Origin of the sequence: Baekduia soli, assembly GCF_007970665.1 — a bacterium.
Lineage (GTDB): Bacteria > Actinomycetota > Thermoleophilia > Solirubrobacterales > Solirubrobacteraceae > Baekduia > Baekduia soli.
The window spans coordinates 3,679,574-3,695,677 of sequence record NZ_CP042430.1; the positions used below are offsets into that span (position 1 = coordinate 3,679,574).

The 16,104-nt window shown below is 71.7% G+C and carries 19 protein-coding genes and 2 tRNA genes; 7 read left to right on the plus strand and 14 right to left on the minus strand.

Going from position 1 to position 16,104, the window contains the following annotated elements:
• Positions 1–35 precede the first annotated feature (35 nt).
• The 10 genes from FSW04_RS17665 to FSW04_RS17710 all read right to left on the minus strand — a co-directional run bounded on the left by FSW04_RS17665 (position 36) and on the right by FSW04_RS17710 (position 6,220).
• Positions 36–380, minus strand: coding sequence for a hypothetical protein (locus FSW04_RS17665; protein WP_146921589.1), 345 nt, complete (start codon positions 378–380; stop codon positions 36–38).
• Positions 377–973, minus strand: a complete 597-nt coding sequence (locus tag FSW04_RS17670) for a hypothetical protein (RefSeq protein ID WP_146921590.1) — start codon at positions 971–973, stop codon at positions 377–379. Before FSW04_RS17670 ends, FSW04_RS17665 begins: the two co-directional genes overlap by 4 nt.
• A gap of 2 nt (positions 974–975) precedes the next feature.
• The gene (locus FSW04_RS17675; protein ID WP_146921591.1) at positions 976–1,416 is read right to left on the minus strand and encodes a hypothetical protein; all 441 of its coding nucleotides are present in this window, start codon (positions 1,414–1,416) and stop codon (positions 976–978) included.
• 29 nt (positions 1,417–1,445) lie between these two features.
• Positions 1,446–1,751 carry a hypothetical protein gene (locus FSW04_RS17680; RefSeq protein WP_146921592.1) on the minus strand — a complete coding sequence of 102 codons (306 nt, stop codon included), beginning with the start codon at positions 1,749–1,751 and terminating at the stop codon, positions 1,446–1,448.
• Between the two features lie 801 nt (positions 1,752–2,552).
• Positions 2,553–3,038, minus strand: a complete 486-nt coding sequence (locus FSW04_RS17685) for a helix-turn-helix domain-containing protein (RefSeq protein ID WP_146921593.1) — start codon at positions 3,036–3,038, stop codon at positions 2,553–2,555.
• Between the two features lie 464 nt (positions 3,039–3,502).
• Positions 3,503–3,988, minus strand: coding sequence for a hypothetical protein (locus FSW04_RS17690; RefSeq protein ID WP_146921594.1), 486 nt, complete (start codon positions 3,986–3,988; stop codon positions 3,503–3,505).
• Positions 3,985–4,176 carry a helix-turn-helix domain-containing protein gene (locus tag FSW04_RS28605; RefSeq protein WP_146921595.1) on the minus strand — a complete coding sequence of 64 codons (192 nt, stop codon included), beginning with the start codon at positions 4,174–4,176 and terminating at the stop codon, positions 3,985–3,987. Before FSW04_RS28605 ends, FSW04_RS17690 begins: the two co-directional genes overlap by 4 nt.
• A gap of 99 nt (positions 4,177–4,275) precedes the next feature.
• Positions 4,276–5,349 (minus strand): tyrosine-type recombinase/integrase, encoded by a 1,074-nt coding sequence (locus tag FSW04_RS17700; RefSeq protein WP_187368879.1) that lies wholly within the window; start codon positions 5,347–5,349, stop codon positions 4,276–4,278.
• Between the two features lie 205 nt (positions 5,350–5,554).
• Positions 5,555–5,992: a hypothetical protein gene (locus tag FSW04_RS17705; RefSeq protein WP_146921597.1), complete on the minus strand. Its 438-nt coding sequence runs from the start codon at positions 5,990–5,992 to the stop codon at positions 5,555–5,557.
• Positions 5,993–6,146: 154 nt separating this feature from the next.
• Positions 6,147–6,220 (minus strand) — tRNA-Ile (locus tag FSW04_RS17710).
• Between the two features lie 95 nt (positions 6,221–6,315).
• On the opposite strand from FSW04_RS17710, the gene FSW04_RS17715 reads away from it, so the two are divergent.
• Together FSW04_RS17715 and FSW04_RS17720 are read left to right on the plus strand one after the other, a co-directional pair.
• Complete coding sequence (locus tag FSW04_RS17715) at positions 6,316–6,675, plus strand: hypothetical protein (RefSeq protein WP_146921598.1); 360 nt, start codon at positions 6,316–6,318, stop codon at positions 6,673–6,675.
• 11 nt (positions 6,676–6,686) lie between these two features.
• Positions 6,687–7,103, plus strand: a complete 417-nt coding sequence (locus FSW04_RS17720) for a CoA-binding protein (RefSeq protein WP_146921599.1) — start codon at positions 6,687–6,689, stop codon at positions 7,101–7,103.
• A gap of 7 nt (positions 7,104–7,110) precedes the next feature.
• On the opposite strand, the gene FSW04_RS17725 is transcribed toward FSW04_RS17720, so the two are convergent.
• The gene (locus FSW04_RS17725; protein ID WP_146921600.1) at positions 7,111–8,106 is read right to left on the minus strand and encodes a hypothetical protein; all 996 of its coding nucleotides are present in this window, start codon (positions 8,104–8,106) and stop codon (positions 7,111–7,113) included.
• An 82-nt stretch (positions 8,107–8,188) separates the two neighbouring features.
• Between FSW04_RS17725 and FSW04_RS17730 the strand changes: the two genes are divergently transcribed.
• The 5 genes from FSW04_RS17730 to FSW04_RS17750 all read left to right on the plus strand — a co-directional run bounded on the left by FSW04_RS17730 (position 8,189) and on the right by FSW04_RS17750 (position 12,546).
• Positions 8,189–8,902 carry an SDR family NAD(P)-dependent oxidoreductase gene (locus FSW04_RS17730; protein ID WP_146921601.1) on the plus strand — a complete coding sequence of 238 codons (714 nt, stop codon included), beginning with the start codon at positions 8,189–8,191 and terminating at the stop codon, positions 8,900–8,902.
• A gap of 466 nt (positions 8,903–9,368) precedes the next feature.
• Positions 9,369–10,412: an LLM class F420-dependent oxidoreductase gene (locus FSW04_RS17735; RefSeq protein WP_146921602.1), complete on the plus strand. Its 1,044-nt coding sequence runs from the start codon at positions 9,369–9,371 to the stop codon at positions 10,410–10,412.
• Between the two features lie 89 nt (positions 10,413–10,501).
• Positions 10,502–11,668 carry a glycosyltransferase gene (locus FSW04_RS17740; protein ID WP_187368880.1) on the plus strand — a complete coding sequence of 389 codons (1,167 nt, stop codon included), beginning with the start codon at positions 10,502–10,504 and terminating at the stop codon, positions 11,666–11,668.
• 245 nt (positions 11,669–11,913) lie between these two features.
• A tRNA-Asn gene (locus FSW04_RS17745) sits at positions 11,914–11,985 on the plus strand.
• Positions 11,986–12,108: 123 nt separating this feature from the next.
• Entirely contained in the window at positions 12,109–12,546 is a 438-nt protein-coding gene (locus FSW04_RS17750) for a hypothetical protein (protein WP_146921603.1), read from the plus strand.
• Positions 12,547–12,643: 97 nt separating this feature from the next.
• Here the strand turns inward: FSW04_RS17750 and dnaG are convergent, their stop codons facing one another.
• The 3 genes from dnaG to FSW04_RS17760 form a co-directional block, all read right to left on the minus strand.
• Positions 12,644–14,416: a DNA primase gene (gene dnaG, locus FSW04_RS17755; protein WP_146921604.1), complete on the minus strand. Its 1,773-nt coding sequence runs from the start codon at positions 14,414–14,416 to the stop codon at positions 12,644–12,646.
• Between the two features lie 50 nt (positions 14,417–14,466).
• Positions 14,467–14,634 (minus strand): hypothetical protein, encoded by a 168-nt coding sequence (locus FSW04_RS26245; RefSeq protein WP_187368881.1) that lies wholly within the window; start codon positions 14,632–14,634, stop codon positions 14,467–14,469.
• A 378-nt stretch (positions 14,635–15,012) separates the two neighbouring features.
• A complete protein-coding gene (locus tag FSW04_RS17760) occupies positions 15,013–16,053 on the minus strand; it encodes a deoxyguanosinetriphosphate triphosphohydrolase (RefSeq protein ID WP_228430538.1) in 1,041 nt (346 codons plus the stop codon).
• Positions 16,054–16,104: the final 51 nt, after the last annotated feature.

Genomic DNA, 16,104 nt, shown 5'->3' on the forward strand with positions numbered 1-16,104 from the left:
TGGGTTGCGGCCCACTGCTCGAGAACGTCGGGGGCTTACTCATACGTCTCAAGCTCCTTGTTGTCGAGCGCCTGCGAGATACGGACGCGGTCGGCCATGCTCAGCCGCTCGCCGCGCTGGGACTTCTCAATCAGCTCGTCGAGCTCGGCGTCGCGATCCGCGATCAAAACGGGGTCCTCGCGCTTGGCGATGTCCCTGTGCATCTCGATGCGCACGGCAAACTCCTGCTCCCGGGCGTCCCGGCTGGACGGCAGGTGCTTGAGCTCATCGAGCGCTGCCAGGATCAGGCGAGGCTGATCGATCGCTTCGGGCTCCACGGCGTAGGCGCCGGCAATCATCTGGTCGAGCTCGTCGTCGGAGTACGGCTCGAGCTCGCTCACGCCGCCGCCTTCACGGGCTTCTTAGCCGGCGGCTTGACCTGGGCCGCCCAGCCGGCGCGGACGAACTCGAGCTGCTCGCGCACCGATGTAAGTTCCTGGGCGGTGGCAGCCAGCTCGGCGCGGACCCCGTCGAGCTCGTCACGCAGCGGCTGCGTCTCGGCGACCACTGCGGTGAGACGATCAATCTCGACCCGAGCAAGGCCGGCGTCGGTCTGGGCTTGCTGTAGCGCGTCTCGCGCCTGCTCAGACACGTTGCCGCCAGCGAGCAGCGCCAGCTCCACGACAACGTTCTCCGGCGGGATGCCGAACGGTGGGTCGCCCGCCAGAAGGCTTAGCGCCTTCACCTCGTCCGGCCCCGGCGCGTACTGGCCCCGCTCGTTCGACGAGCAAGAGAACAGGGTGTAGACCGCGGGGTGGTCGTCGGGCATTCCGGCGGCGTGGTTCGCAACGCTCTTCAGGAGGGACGCGCCGTGCTGTGCCTGGCCGAACGCGTCGACCGCGAGGGCAGCGATCGCCTCGAGCTTGGCGGCGATCTGGAGTCCGAACGCCGGGCTCGCCTGGAGGCCGCGGATGGACGAGAGGTTGTCGCTCATGGTTAGTCCTGGTCCTGGGTGAATCGCATCCGGGGGCATCCGGAGATTGCCGGGAGCCCGTTCAAGGTGGCGAGGTTGGCGGTGATCGTGGCGGTGCCGCCCGCAAGGATCTCGACGCTGCCGCCCCGCGCGAGCGTGTACGTGATGAACGTCTGGTAGGCCGTCGCGCGCTCCGCGATAGCCGCAGCGGTCGGCTCGGTGATCACGCCGACCTGGATGCTGTGCAGGCCCGAGCCGTCCTGGTTGTAGAGCCGTGGGCTTGTGACGAGAGCCCCCGGCAACCATCCACCGGTCGTCTGGTCGATGTAGGTCGCCTGAACACCGTCGGCGCGACACCAGCGCGGCGCACCGCCCGGCTGCAGGTTGTCGATCGTCAATGGCCGGTTCTTGACCGTCGACCCGTTGCCCTCAATCGGCATGATCTCGGCCGGGTTGTAAAACACCCGCGCCGCCGTTCCTGGAGTAGTCGACATCAGCCGGTAAACGCGACGAGCTGGACGGTGACACCCGACAGGTTTGTAGCGTTCGCGACCTCCGCCGTAGCCGTGTACGCCAACAGCTTCAGTGACGGCACGTCGAAGTACACCTCCGTCGCAGCGCCCGCACCCGCAACCTTGATACTCGAGATGACGAACGCCGGAGCGCTCTCAAGCCCGAGCTGGGCGAGCGTCAAGGGCTCGCCGCCGGTCGTGTAGCTGGAGGAGAACACCACCTCCGCGACGACAAAGCGCGAATCGCCCCGCGTCGGCTTCGTAAACGTGCGCGTGATAGTTGCCATTGCTAGGCCACCGATCGAAGATGATGGACAAGCTCTCGCGCGTCGGCCGTAGCCTCAACGCCCGACGCAGTACGGATGAGACGGACAAGCGATGCCGGGACCTCGATCCAGTCGCCCACCGGCGCGGGACCGTCCCCGTAGACAATCCGAATGTCTTCGGGCATCAGCCGAACATGGTCACGAGCCTCTGAGCGCAGGACGCTTCCGCCAGCCATGGTTGTCTCTCATCCGTTCAGGGCCGTCATCGGCCGGTAACTCTTCAAAGAACACCGCCCCTGCGCGGGCGCGGTCACGAGCTGCGCAGGAGCGGGCCGTCAACGGGTGCAACGTCTAGACCCCGCGCACCACAACCGCTTACCTAAAGCCCGCGGTCGACGACTAAGAAGCATTCGTGCCCTGATCTCCGACCCACATCACCTCACTTCAGTGATATGAGGGAAGAAGAATTCTGGGTGTACACCCTTTGTATCAACCGGTTGGTCGCGCTCCTGCCCGGGCTTACTAGGCCCACGGACGGGAGAGGGGAAGGGAGGCCGAAGGCGCACCTGTCCCTAGTCGGAACAGGTGCGCTGAGATCGACTCACGTCCGGGTGGAGGTGTCGGTCAGCCTTCAGCACGGGGTGTGGGGCGCGCCCGGGTCCAGCTTTACCACGCAGTCGCTCCAGCGACGTTCACCCCGCCTGCCTCCGCGTAAGCGGACTGGGACGGTACTTCCGGGGATGGCTGATGAGTCCCCGTCTGACGGCTCTGCGGGCGCTGGTTAGGCGCCCGTGCACTACGAGGTGAAACGCCCGACGCGGGCTACGCTGCGAGCAGGGCCAGGAGCAGGAGTTCGTCGTCGGAGAACTCGGGCAGCGCGTACAGCTCGGGGTAGACGCGGCGCAGCTCGATCGGCGGAAGAGGCGCCAAAGCTGTGATCGCCTGGTCCGCCTCGTCAAGCGTCACGGTCGCCCGGCCGGTAAGGATTCGCTTGAGCTTCTGGCGCTCCCAGCCGATACGCCCAGCCACCGCGTCCTGCGATCCCAGGTGCGCTACCTGCTCCAGGAGGAACCGCCGCAGTGGCAGAGCGTCCAGGAGCTTGCGTCCCTCGGCGTCCCCGGCAACCGCCGGCAGCGCCACCGCGACAGCCGGCATTTCCGCCGCCTCGACGTCGTGGCCGCACCAGTAACAACGCCCGCCCCACCAGCCGTCGTCTTCCCAGACACCCGGATCGTTGTGATGCCTGTCGCTGCTGGAGAAGATCAGACTGTGATCGCACACGCAGAACTTGGGGCCCTCGGTGCGCATTCAGGCCGCCGCCCACACCGGAACGGTCCCGACGCGCCGGACCTCGACCATGTCCTCCAGCGCCGCCGGATTCGAGCAGCGGCGCTCGGGACGGTGGGCGCCCCAGCTATCCGGGTCTGCGAACCAACGCCCACAATGCAGGCAAGAGATCGTTCGTGAATCTGGAGGAGTGGGGCCACCGACCCCGGGCCGTCTCGGCATGGCGAACCTTCTGTCGACTTCGATTAACACCAACAGTGGGACGCGCCCTGCTCCACGGAGAGCTCTGCTCTCGACGTGAACCTCCCTACATGGACGCGATTGCCACTTAGATCAATACAAGCACACCATTGGTCGCGGGCCCGCGACCAACGGTCTTGTACTCTCCTAAATGGCGAACACCTGGCGACTCACCATCGCTCCTGTCGACGTAACGCACGAAGCCCCGGCCCTCCCCGGGGCTTCGTGCGTTTTCCACGCCACCATCAAGCCGCTTCGTCCTCGAGCTCGGCCGCGGCGTCAGCTTGGCCCTGCTCGATGCCGCGGCAGGCGGCGCAGCGCATGACCCCGCCGGGATCGCGGTGGAACTGCCGGCCGCCGGCGCAGGCACATACCGCGCTACCTCGAGACAAGAGCTCGCGCACCGTGGCCAGCGCGGCGGGCGCCTGGTCCGGTCGGCCTTTGCGCTGGCCGGCAACCCGGGGACGGCGCGCGGTTACCTCCGTTGCGAGCTGCGCGGCGCTTGGCCGCCACTCGGCGCGGCCGCCGGACGCGAGACCGATCAGCGCCTCGTGAACGAGTTGTGGGTCGTGATGTCCAAGGACCGTGGCGTAGACGGCGAGGTCGCTGGCCAAGAGGCGCTTGGGCCAGCCCCGCTTCAACAGCGCGAAGGTGTCCCGCCAGCCGAGCGCCTCGACACGGTCCCAGTCTTCGTGACGCAGCGCGGCTACGAGCTCTTCCCGGGGTGTCACGCCGCGGTGCCCGAGAGCCAGTGCTCGATCTCGACGCGGACGAATCGGACGCGCCGGCCGAACCGGCGACAGGGCATTCGGCCTTCTCGTGCGAACGCGAGGACCGTGGTTCCCGGGATGCCCAGAAGTTCGCCGACCTGGTCCGCGGTAAGGAGCGGCTCGTCAAGGGTGATGCGAGGTGAGTTCATGGACGGCAAAGTGAGTGCGCCTCAGGACACCTCAGCCGTCCCGTTCCCGGAAGTAGCGCGATAGATATATCGCTAACGCAAACTCTTGGCGCGTTGCCGCTACATCATCAGTTCACCGGCTGGCGCCACCTCGATCGAAAACGCCGCGCTCAGCTTCGCTGCGACATCGTTTCGGGGGACGCTGTGCACATAGCGCATCGTGGTTGCGATGTCGGAGTGGCCCATCCAAAGCCGAACATCACTTAGCGGCGCAACCCGGACAGCCAACGAGCCAAAGCAGTGCCGGAGATCGTGCAGCCTGATGGGATTTTCCTTCGTCCGGAGGTGACCCAGGCCAGCACCGTCCAAGGCGGCATAGAACGCACGCCGCAGGTCGTTGTCGTTGAACGGCCCTCCCATCTGCGCCGGGAACACGCGGTCCCCAGGCTCGAGGAAGAACTCTCTCCGGCTGATCGCATCGAGGGCTCGGGCAGCCTGGTCAATCAGCGGTACCGAGCGCACAAGCCCAGACTTGGGCGGCTTCTCCGACGCCCCGGCCGGCGCCGACGTCGGGGCGTTGCGCCGGACGTGCACGATCGCATGGGCGAAGTCGACGTCCTCCCACCGCAGCGCCCGGAGCTCGCCGAGGCGAAGCCCGGTGTACGCAGCAAAGCGGATCGTCGCTGCCGTCTGGTCAGCCCACGCCCGGCACTGGTCGCTCGCGTGCTGATCGCCGTCGACCGGCGCCCAGGCTCCGGCTGCCGCCCGCCCCACCGCTTCTACCTCGGCAGGCTCGAGCACATTGAACGCGCCAGAAGCCCTCACGCGGACCTTCTCGGCCCGAGCGGCCGGATTCGCCTCCAGGAGGCCATCCCTGACGGCGCGGCCCAGGACGCCGTGGAGCACAACCTGCGCTTGCTGCACCGTGCGCGGCGCCTTGCCCGCGTCGAGCATCGCTTCGCGGAACGCGTCGACCGTTGCCGTCGTGATGGACGCCAGGGGCGTCGCGCGGCCGATACGCGGCTCGAGATGCGTTCCGACGATGCCCTTGTAGCCCCGGTAGGTGCTCGGCTCCCGGTCCCGCTTCGCCCGGGCGAGGTAGATGTCGACCGCGTCCCCGAAGGTGGCCCCGGCGTTCTTCGCGCGCACCGCCGGCCTCGCACCCAGCAGCTCCTGGAGCGCCTGCTCGGCCATCTTGGGCGTCAGATAACCCTCAGGACAGGATCCGTCGGCCGCACGCCACACGACGGCGCCTCTGGGCGTCCTGCGGCTTGTGGGCTTGATCCACGCTGGGCCTAACGCCGTCCTGGTCCGCTTCCCATCCGCGGTCGCGTTGTGTACGGCGATCCAGCGGCGGCCGCCGCCCCAATCCTTCACCACGAGATGGCCCGTCGCCGGCTTACGCATCGTCGCCAGGCGTCCAGCCAGAGCGAATGACCTCAGGGAGAAGCTCTCCCACCCAGCCCCCCATGGCGGCCGAGGTTCGGACAAAGGCCGCGCTTGCGATTCGATCTGGGATCTGGACGCCGAGGTAGACGGCGCCCGGCACCTCCCACGCTAGGTCGATCACCCCACCGTCCGGTCCCGTGAGCCATGCGTGCGCGATGGGGTGGCCGACAAGGCCGGCGGAGACCGCGACGCCCTCGGTGTAGGTGACGCTCGGATCTCTCATCCAGCGCTGCGCGGAGGCGTAGCACCCGTGCGGCTTCTTGTTCCGTCGACGCCCCCACCCCGTGGGAACGGGCCGGCCTGCCTGCTCCCGCCCGTGGTCGATGAGGAAGCGCTCGAGCTCCCTGATCTCTGCCATCGGGGCAATCATCGTCTTCACGTCATGCATGACGTCCTCTCGGTCGCGCCCCCTTGTCGATTGGGCGCCGATTGCGGGGCCTGAGACACAGCCCCGGGCAACTAAGCCACAGGATTTAAGAACAGGTCGACGACGGAACCGCATGGTCGGCGCAGAAAGCGGGACGTTTGCAGGGAAATCCTGATGGGCCGGGGAGGACTCGAACCCCCACCAAACGGATTATGAGTCCGCTGCTCTACCCGGTTGAGCTACCGGCCCGCGCAGGAATCTAGACAACGCGCCTGCGCGACCCGCGCCCGTTCTCCGGCCGACAGCCGCCAGTCGCCGGAGCACCCACCGGGTAGGCATGACGTGTGAGCACCGACCCGCCGCCCCTGACCCTCGCCCAGGCCGTCCATCGCGCCGCGCAGGCCGTGGACCCCGACGGCGCCGACGCCGACGTGGCCGAGCTGCTGCTGCGCTTCGAGGACCGCGATGAGCCGATCGCCTCCGTGGTCGACGTCGAGGAGCAGATGGCCGAGGCCGTGCGCAGCCTCGACGTGGACGGCGAGAACCCGGCCCTGACGCTCGCCGGCGCCGTCGTCACCTACCTCGCGTTCCGGCGCGACGAGGCCGACGAGGACCCCCAGCGGCTGCTGCACCTCGCGGCCGACGCCGAGTTCGACGGCCGCCCGCCGCCCGCCGTCGCCGCGTTCCTGGCCGGCGACTCCTAGACACTGCGCCGATGGACGACGCGGTGCGCACCCTGCTGACCACCACCCGCACCTGGGCGGTCGTCGGCTGCTCGCCGGACCCGTCGCGCGACTCGCACCGGATCGCCGCGCTCCTGCAGGCCCGCGGGATGCGCATCATCCCGGTCAACCCCGCCGCGACGACGATCCTCGGAGAGCGGGCCTACCCCACGCTCTCGGACGTCCCGGAGCACGAGCGCGTCGAGGTCGTCGACATCTTCCGCCGCAGCTCGGCCGCAGGCGCACACGTCGACGAGGCCATCGCCGCCGGTGTCCGCGGCGTCTGGCTCCAGCTCGGCGTGATCGACCACGCCGCCGCGCAGCGGGCCCGCACGGCGGGGCTGCACGTCGTCATGGACCGCTGCCCGGCGATCGAGCTCCCGCGGCTGGACGCCGGGCGGGACTCCTAGCTCGCGGTCACCTTCGCGACGGCCCGCTCGAGCTCGCCGGCGAGAAGGCGCCCTCGAAGCGCGTCGAGATGATGCCCTTGCGATCGATCACGAACGTCCACGGCTCGGTCTGCAGGTGGTATGGCCCCAACTGCGGGCGCAGGCCCTTGGACACGTCGTTGTCCCGGTAGATCTCCTGGTGGATGAAGGAGACCTTGTCGCCCACCTTGGCCTGCACCTCGTCGACGACGTCGACGACCGGCCCGCAGACGCGGCTCTGGCAGAGCTGCGGCGTGGCGAACGTCAGGACCACGGGCTTCTTGCCGACGACGTCGGCGAAGTCGTCCTTGAGCAGCGACTCGGCCGGCGGCAGGCGCGTGTCGATCTTCGACAGGTCACCGGCCACGTCGGCGGGCGTCAGCGTATGGATGACCGGCGCCTTGTCGCCGGGGCCGGGCACGGCCGCGGCCTTGCCGCCGACCTTCATGCCGTAGGGGCTGGAGGCCACGAGGCGCCCGTCGAGCTTGGCGACGGCCAGCACGGCGTAGCTGCCGTTGCGCGGGAACGGCACGTCGGCGACGTAGACGCCGTGGGCGGCGTCGGGGTCGGTCGCCGTCTGCTTGCTCTCGAACTGCGGGGAGACCTTGAGCGACTCGCTGCGCGCGACGAACGGGCCGCGCGCGTCCGAGCCGTCGGTCTTGCCGATGTACAGCGCCACCGCGGCGCCCGAGAGCTGCTTGCGCGCCGTGTCGAACAGCGCGAAGCCGATCCGGTTCGTGCCCTTGGTCAACAGGGAGACGCTCGGCGCGAACACCGGGCCCTTGGGCAGGCCGTTGATGATGTCGGGCAGCGTCCGGCCGGTGGCCATGGGGAAGTCCTCGGCCGTCGCGGTCGGCGCCGGCTGCGCGGCGGGCGTGTCGCTGGAGCTCGAGCCCGACGAGCCGCAACCGGCCGCCAGGAGCAGGGGCACGGCCAGGGCGCAGAGCAGGGTGGGCAGGCGGCGGGCGGCGCGGGAACGGGGCATGGGCGCCGCAGAGGCTAATGGGATGATTGGATACCCGCGCCGCTGCCGGACGGTGGCGGCCTCAAGCCTTCAAGGAGAGCAGATGGCGCAGCGCGCAGCGATCGTGACGGGGGCATCGAGCGGCATCGGCCTGGCCATCGCCCAGGTGCTGGGCGAGGAGGGCTTCGGCCTGACCGTCGCGGCCCGGCGGCCCGAGAAGCTCGAGGAGGCCGCCCGCGGCCTGACCGACCAGGGCTTCGACGTGGAGGTCGTCGCCGCAGCGCTCGGCGACGAGGAGGGCGTCAAGGCGGTCGTCGCCGCCCACCGCGAGCGCTACGGGCGCCTCGACCTCCTGGTCAACAACGCGGGGGTCGGGATCGGCTCCCCCGTCGGCGAGATCGAGACCAAGAAGCTCGACATGCAGCTCGACGTCAACCTGCGGTCGATCATCCTGTTCTACCGCGAGACCGTCGACCTCCTCCGCGCCGCCGGCGCGCAGGACGGCGCGATGGTCGTCAACACGGCCTCGATCTCGGCCAAGCGCGGCCAGCCGTGGATGTCGGTCTACTCGGCGACGAAGGGCGCGGTGGTCAACTTCACCGAGGCCATGCACAAGGAGCTGTCGCAGGACGGCATCAAGTCCACCGCCCTGTGCCCCGGCTGGGTGGCGACGCCGATGACCGAGTTCATCCAGGACCAGATCCCAGCCGAGCAGATGATCACCCCGGCCGACATCGGCGAGACGATGCGGTGGCTGCTGCGCCTCTCCCCCGCGTGCATCATCCCCGAGATCCAGTTCATCCGTCCCGGGGACTGAGGCGGCTTCAGCGCGGCACGAGCGGCTCGGCGCGCTCGAGGGCGTCGAGCGCCCGCTCGGCGTCGGCCGCGGCGCGGCCGGGTCGCGACCCGGCCGGGCCAGCCCGGTGCTACGCGCCTCCTGCGCCCGGCGGGGGGCGGCGCGGGCGCGCTTGGCCGCGGCGAAGCGATCCCAGGCGTGGGCGAAGGACACGAAGCTCGTGCGGCCGCCGTGGCGGTGGGCGGCGAGCATCGGGCAGACCCCGCCACTGCGGTCGCTGTAGGCGCCCACGATGATCTCGTTGCCGCGGATGCCCTCGAGCATCGCCTCACGCGTGTGCTGCGGGAGGCGGTCGATGGTGCGGCGCAGGTCGTCGATCGGTGAGCGCGCTCGTCGCATAAGGTCCCGGTGTCCCGCCGGGGCGCGAAGACCCTGCCCCGGGCCTCGCGCCGCCAAGGCGTTCTCCTGCTCGTGAAAGGACCGTTGCATGCGCCTGGGCGTCCACATCGGCTACTGGGGTCTCGGCCTGACGCGCCAGGACCAGCTGGCGATCGTGCTGGAGGCCGAGCGGCTGGGCTACGACAGCGTGTGGGCGGCCGAGGCCTACGGCTCGGACGTCGCGACGATCCTCGGCTGGATCGCCGGCCAGACCGAGCGCATCAGGATCGGCTCCTCGATCTTCCAGATGCCCGGCCGCAGCGCGGCGATGACCGCGATGACCGCGGCCACGCTGGACCAGCTCTCCGACGGACGCATGCTGCTGGGCATCGGGTCCTCGGGCCCCCAGGTCTCCGAGGGCTGGCACGGGGTCCGCTTCGCCCGGCAGCTGCAGCGCACGCGCGAGTACATCGCGGTCGTCCGGATGGCCCTGGCCCGCGAGCGCGTGGAGTTCCACGGGGAGACGATCGACCTGCCGCTGCCCGACGGGCCGGGCAAGGCCCTCAAGCTCACGATCGCGCCCGTCCAGGAGCGCATCCCGATCTACCTGGCGGCCATCGGGCCGCGCAACACGGCGCTGGCGGGCGAGATCGCCGACGGCTGGATCCCCACGCTGCTGTCGCCCGAGCACCTGCCCGAGCTGCGCGGCTTCCTCGAGGAGGGCGCCGCGCGCGCCGGGCGCAGCCTGGAGGGCTTCGACATCGCCCCGACCGTCACGGTGAACATCACCGACGACATCGCGGGCGCGCGCGACGCGATGCGGCCCTACATCGCCCTCTACGTCGGTGGCATGGGCTCGCGCGAGAAGAACTTCTACAACACGCTCGTGCAGCGCTACGGGTTCGAGGACGCCGCGCGCGAGGTGCAGGACCTCTACCTCGAGGGTCGCAAGGAGGAGGCCGCGGCGGCGCTGCCCGACGCGCTCATCGACCTCGTCGCCCTCGTCGGGCCCGCCGACCGCGTCCGCGAGCGCCTGCGCGCCTACCGGGACGCCGGCGTCGGGACCCTGGGCGTGTCGCCGATGGCCTGGACGCGCGAGGAGCGCATCCGCCAGCTGCGGCTCGTGGCCGAGCTCGCGGAGGACGTGGCCTGAAGGTCCTGCTCGGTGCGTTCGGGGACGCGGGGCACGCGTTCCCGGTCATCGCCCTGGGCCGCGCCCTGCGCGCCCGGGGCCACGACGTCGTGGTCGAGACCTGGACGCGCTGGCAGCCCGACGTCGAGCGCGAGGGCCTGCGGTTCGCCCCGGCGCCCGAATACCACGTCTTCCCGACCCAGGAGCGCCCGCTCAAGCCCTACGAGGAGGTCCGGCGGGCCACCGGCGTCACGCGCGGGCTCGTCGCCGCCGAGCGCCCCGACGTGGTCGTGGCCGACATCCTCACGCTCGCGCCGGCGCTGGCCGCCGAGCTGGAGGGCGTCCCGTGGGCGACGCTGGTCCCCCACGTCGACCCACGCGGCCATCCGGGCTTCGCGCCGTACTCCCTCGGCGCGCGCCTGCCGCGCACGGAGCTCGGGCGCCGCGCCTGGGGCCTGCTGGACCCGCTGCTGGAGCGCGGCGTGCAGCTCGGCCGGCGCGAGCTCAACGCGACCCGCGCGCGGCTGGGCCTGCCGCCGCTGGCCCACGTGCACGGCGGGATCAGCCGGCAGCTGGCGCTCATCGGGACCTTCCCCCAGCTCGAGTACCCGCGCGAGCCGCCCGAGCCCGCGACGCACGTCGTGGGCCCGCTGCAGTGGGAGCCGCCGTTCGGCGACGTCGACCTGCCCGAGGGCGACCCGTCGTGGCCGCTGGTGCTCGTCGCGCCCTCGACGGCGCAGGACGCCGAGCAGCACATGCTGCGCGCGGCGCTGGAGGGCCTCGCCGGGCTGCCCGTCCGCGTCCTGGCCTCCACGAACCACCGGCCGCTGCCGGGCCCGGCGGTGGTCCCGGCCAACGCCCGCCTGGTCGACTGGGTCTCCTACTCGCGCACCATGCCGCGCTGCGACCTCGTGGTCTGCCACGCCGGCCACGGGACCCTGGTGCGCGCGCTGTCGGCCGGCTGCGTCGTCGTCGCCTGCCCCGCGGCGGGCGACATGAACGAGAACGCGGCCCGCGTGGACTGGGCGGGGCGGGCGTCCGCCTGCCCCGCCGGCTCGTCTCCGCGCGCGGGCTGCGCCTGGCCGTCGCGAGCGCGCTGGCGCAGCCCGCGCTGCGCCGGCGCGCCGGGGAGCTGGCCGCGTGGGCGGCGGCGCACGACCCGGCCGACCGGGCCGCGGAGCTCGTCGAGGGCCTGGCCGCGGCGCCCTGACCGCTCGGCCCCGGATTCCGTCCGCCACGCGAACGAGCGTTCGTGTCCATGGATCGCGGGTGGCTGACGGAGCGACTGGACGCGGGAGGCTCGTACGACGCGCTGGCCCGCGAGGCGGGGTGCTCCCCGTCCAAGGTCGCCTGCTGGGCGGCGAACGGTGCCGGCGATGTGCCGCCGAGCAGGTGCGTGCCGAAGCCTCCGAGTGCGTGCTGCTGGGCTCGAACTGCCACGCGGAAGTCGAGGACGGTTTGATCGATCTCCAAGGAAGCATCCAGACCGGCGCGCGGTCTATGCTGGACGTGGCAGCACCGATCGGGGGTAGCTCAACGGCAGAGCTCTCGACTGTTAATCGAGTGGTTGTGGGTTCGAATCCCACCCCCCGAGCTTCCGGACCGCCCGCGATCCCTCCTTGACTCCGGCTCGGGTCGCGCGGATCATCCGGGGCCGAACGACGGGACGTGTCCAGGTCTGGACGGCCTGGGGAGGGACCGAGAAAGGGGAGCCTCGATGTTCCCCCACCGTAGGACGCGGCCGGCGGCGACGCCCACGGACGAGGTCAGGCTGTCCTTCGAGGCCTCGCTGGACGGGCCCTCCCAGGCGCGCCGGGCGGCCCGGGAGATGCTGCACGGCCGCGTGACCGACCAGGAGCTCCATCGCGTGGCGATGATGATCAGCGACGTCGTGACCATCGCCGTCCTCCATCCGCACCAGCGCCCCGACGCCATCATCGACGTGCACGTCGAGCTCTCCGAGGACCGGGTCCGGGCGGCGGTCTACGACCACGACGCGGTCGAGTTCGCCGCCCACTTCAGGTCGGCCGTCAACGCGGGCATCCGCCTCGGGGATCGCGCCGCCAGCCGCTGGGGCACCGACACCTCCGACCGCCGCGACTGCGTGTGGTTCGAGCTCGACCTGGGGTCGCCGGAGCGTCGCGTGCCGGGCTGAGGGCGACCTCAGTCCTCCGGCGCGGACTCCTCCATGGCCTGGCCCAGCAGCACGTCACGGCGCTCGGCCAGGCTGTCGCGCTCGCGGCGCAGCTCGGTCACCCCGCCGAGGCCGGCCGCGATCGCCGCGCGGATCTGGGCGTCCTTGCGCAGGAGCTGCACGTTGGCCAGCTGGCCCTGCAGCGCCGCGCGCGAGGGCGGCAGCGTCGCCGCCTTGGCCACGAGGCGCGCGATCGACCCGACGAGCATCGCGTCATCGGCCGGCAGGCCCTCCTCCGGCGCGCGCAGGTGGGCCTGGACGTGGGCGGCGACGCGGCGCATCGCGTCGCTGCTGAACGCCGCGTGGTCGATCGCCGCGAGGATCTCGGCGGCCGCGTCGGGCGCCGCGAGGCACTGGGCGAGGAAGTCGCCCTCGGCGCGCGCGATAGGGCTCGCGGTGATCGGCCGCGGCAGCGCGCCGGCCCCGCCGTCGTCGTGGCCGTTGCGCCCGCCCTCCGAGCGCCCCGGGCCGCCGCGCCACGGACCCGCCGCGGCCCCGCGCGACGGACCGGCCCCGGCCGCCGGCCCGGCAGCGGCAGCGGCAGCCACGACGACACGAGCGACGGCGAGAGGTCGAGCTGGTCGGCGACGTGGGCCAGCAGCTCCTCGCGCAGCGCGCTGGGCGGCAGCGTCGCGAAGACCGGCTTGAGCGCCTCCACGACGCGGTCCTTGCCCTCCGCGTTGGCCAGGTCGCCCTGCTCGAGCTCGCGCTCGATGCGGAAGCGCACGAACGGCACGGAGGCCTCGACGAGCTGCGCGGCGGCCTCGGCGCCCTGCTGCTGGACGAGGTCGGCCGGGTCCAGGCCCTTGGGCAGCGGCACGACGCGCAGCTCGAGCTGGCGGGTGACCGCCAGCCGGGCCGCGCGGATCATCGCCTCCTGCCCGGCGCTGTCGGCGTCGAGGGCCAGCAGGACCGTCTTGCCCAGCTTGGCCAGCTCGCCGACCTGCTTCTCGGTCAGGGCGGTGCCCATGATCCCGACGGTGTTGCGGATCCCGGCCTGGTGGAAGGCCAGCACGTCGGTATAGCCCTCGCAGGCCACGACGCGGTCGGCGCGCGTCGCGGGCACGCGGGCCAGGTGGGCGGCGAAGACGTGGTCGCCCTTGTGGAAGACCTCGCCGTCGGCCGAGTTGAGGTACTTGGGTTGCTGGCCGGCGCCCAGCGCACGCGCGCCGAAGCCGAGCACCCGGCCGCGCGGGTCGCACAGCGGGAACATGATCCGCCGGCGGAACCGGTCGTAGATGCGGCCCTCCCCCTTGGCCCGCACGGCCAGCCCGGCCTCGTAGAGCTCACGGTTGGAGAAGCCCTGCCGGCGGCCCGCCATGAGCAGCTTGTCCCAGGCGCTCGGCGCGTAGCCCACGCGGAACTCGCGCAGCGTGTCCTCGTTCAGGCCGCGGTCGCGCAGGTAGGCCCGCGCGGGCTCGGCCTCGGCCGAGTCCCAGAGCCAGCGCACGTAGAACGCGGCGGCCCGCTCGAGCAGCTCGAGCAGGCGGTCGCGATGGCGTCGGCGCTCGGCGGCCTGAGGGTCCTCGTCGGCGACCTCGAGCTCGACCCCGAAGCGCGCGGCCAGGCTCTCGAGCGAGCCGGGGAAGTCCAGGCCCTCGGTGGCCATGACGAAGTCGAAGGCCGAGCCGCCCACCCCGCAGCCGAAGCAGTGGTAGAGCTTGCGCTCGGCGTCGACGCTGAACGAGGCGGTCCGCTCGTCATGGAACGGGCAGCGGCCCATGTAGCGGCCGGTGCCGGCGCGGCGCAGCTCGGTGCGGGTCTGGACGAGGTCGACCATGTCGACCGCGTCGAGGACCTTCTCCTTGCTGTCATCGGCGTAGCGCGGCACCCGGCTGGAGCATAGGCTCCCGCCCGCCCGCGCTCAGGCCTCCCGGCCGGTCAGCGCCTCGAGGTCGGGGGCCAGCGCCTGCAGGCGCCCGGCGTCGGCCAGACGAGCGTCGACGCCCCCGGTCGCCGCGGCGTGCCCGAGCCCTCCTCGACGACCTCCGCGCCGCGAAGGGCGGCCACGACGGCCTCGCGGGTGGCGGCGTCGATGTCCTTGAGCATGCGACCGGAGCGACTCGCGCGCGGTGCCGGCGGCCTCGTGGGCCTCGTCGCGATGCGCTGCGCCAGGTCGCGGGCGGCGCGCACCGCGCCGGTGGCCGACCCCATGGCCGCCGACTGCTGGGCGGCGGCCTGGGTGGTGCGGGCGAGCGTCTCACGGATCTCGTCGGCGCTGTCGGCGACCGTCCGGCGCTCCGGCGAACCCCGCCGCTCAGCCGACGACGATGGAGCACACCGACAGCAGGAACGGGCGCCACCGGCCGTGGCGGCCGATGATCGGCAGCACGACGAAGACGTGGAAGTGGGGCGGCGATCTGCCCGCCGGCGACGCGCACGGCCGTCGCCGAGCAGGTCACCGGCGCCATGGCCGGACACCGCGCGCTACAGCGCGAAGGCCTCCGGGACCGTGAGCGCCTCGAAGATCCGGATGCAGTAGCGGTCGGTCATCCCGGCCAGGTAGTCCGTGACGCGCTGGGCCAGGTCGGCGCCCGGCGCCCCCCCGCCGTCGGGCAGGCGCTCGGGATCGCCGGTGAAGTGGTCGAAGAGCGTGCGCAGGACGTGCTCGATCTTGGCGTGCTCCCGGCGCGCGGCGGCCCCGAGGTAGACGTGGTCGAACATGAACGTCCGCAGCTCGTCCATCGCGCGCCCGGCCCGCTCGCCCTGGACGATGGCGCCCGCGCGCGCCGAGTGCTCGACGAGGTCGTGCACGAGCGCGTCGATGCGGTGCGAGCCGACGTCGCCGAGCACGGCGATGGGCTCGGCGGGCAGGTCCTCCTCGCGCAGGATGCCGGCGCGAACCGCGTCGTCGATGTCATGGTTGAGGTAGGCGACGCGGTCGACGATCCGGACGATCGCGCCCTCCAGCGTGCGCGGGACCGGCGCCCGCGAGGAGTGCCCGAGGATGCCGTCGCGCACGTCGTCGTCGAGGTTGAGGCCCTGCCCGTCGTTCTCGAGCACGTCGACGACGCGCAGCGAGTGCTCGAAGTGGCGGAACGGCCGGCCGAAGCGCTCCTGCACGCAGGCGTCCAGGACGCTCTCGCCGATGTGGCCGAACGGCGGATGGCCGAGATCGTGGCCCAGGCCGATGGCCTCCGTGAGGTCCTCGTTGAGCGCCAGCGCCCGGGCGACGGTCCGCGAGACCTGCGTGACCTCCAGCGTGTGGGTCAGCCGCGTGCGGTAGTGGTCGCCCTCGGGCGCCACGAACACCTGGGTCTTGTGCTTGAGCCGGCGGAAGGCCTTGCTGTGGACGATGCGGTCGCGGTCGCGCTGCAGCGGCGTGCGCAGGCCGCAGTCGGGCTCGGGCTCGCGCCGGCGCGCCGGATAGGACCGGGCGGCCAGGGGCGAGAGGTGCTGCTCCTCCCAGGCCTGCTGGCGCGCGGCGAAGGCCTCGGCGACCGGGCCGGGTGCGGTGACGACGTCCACGCCTGCGATCGTCGCACACGGATCGGGGCCCGGCCCTGCGGCGTTGTAGGT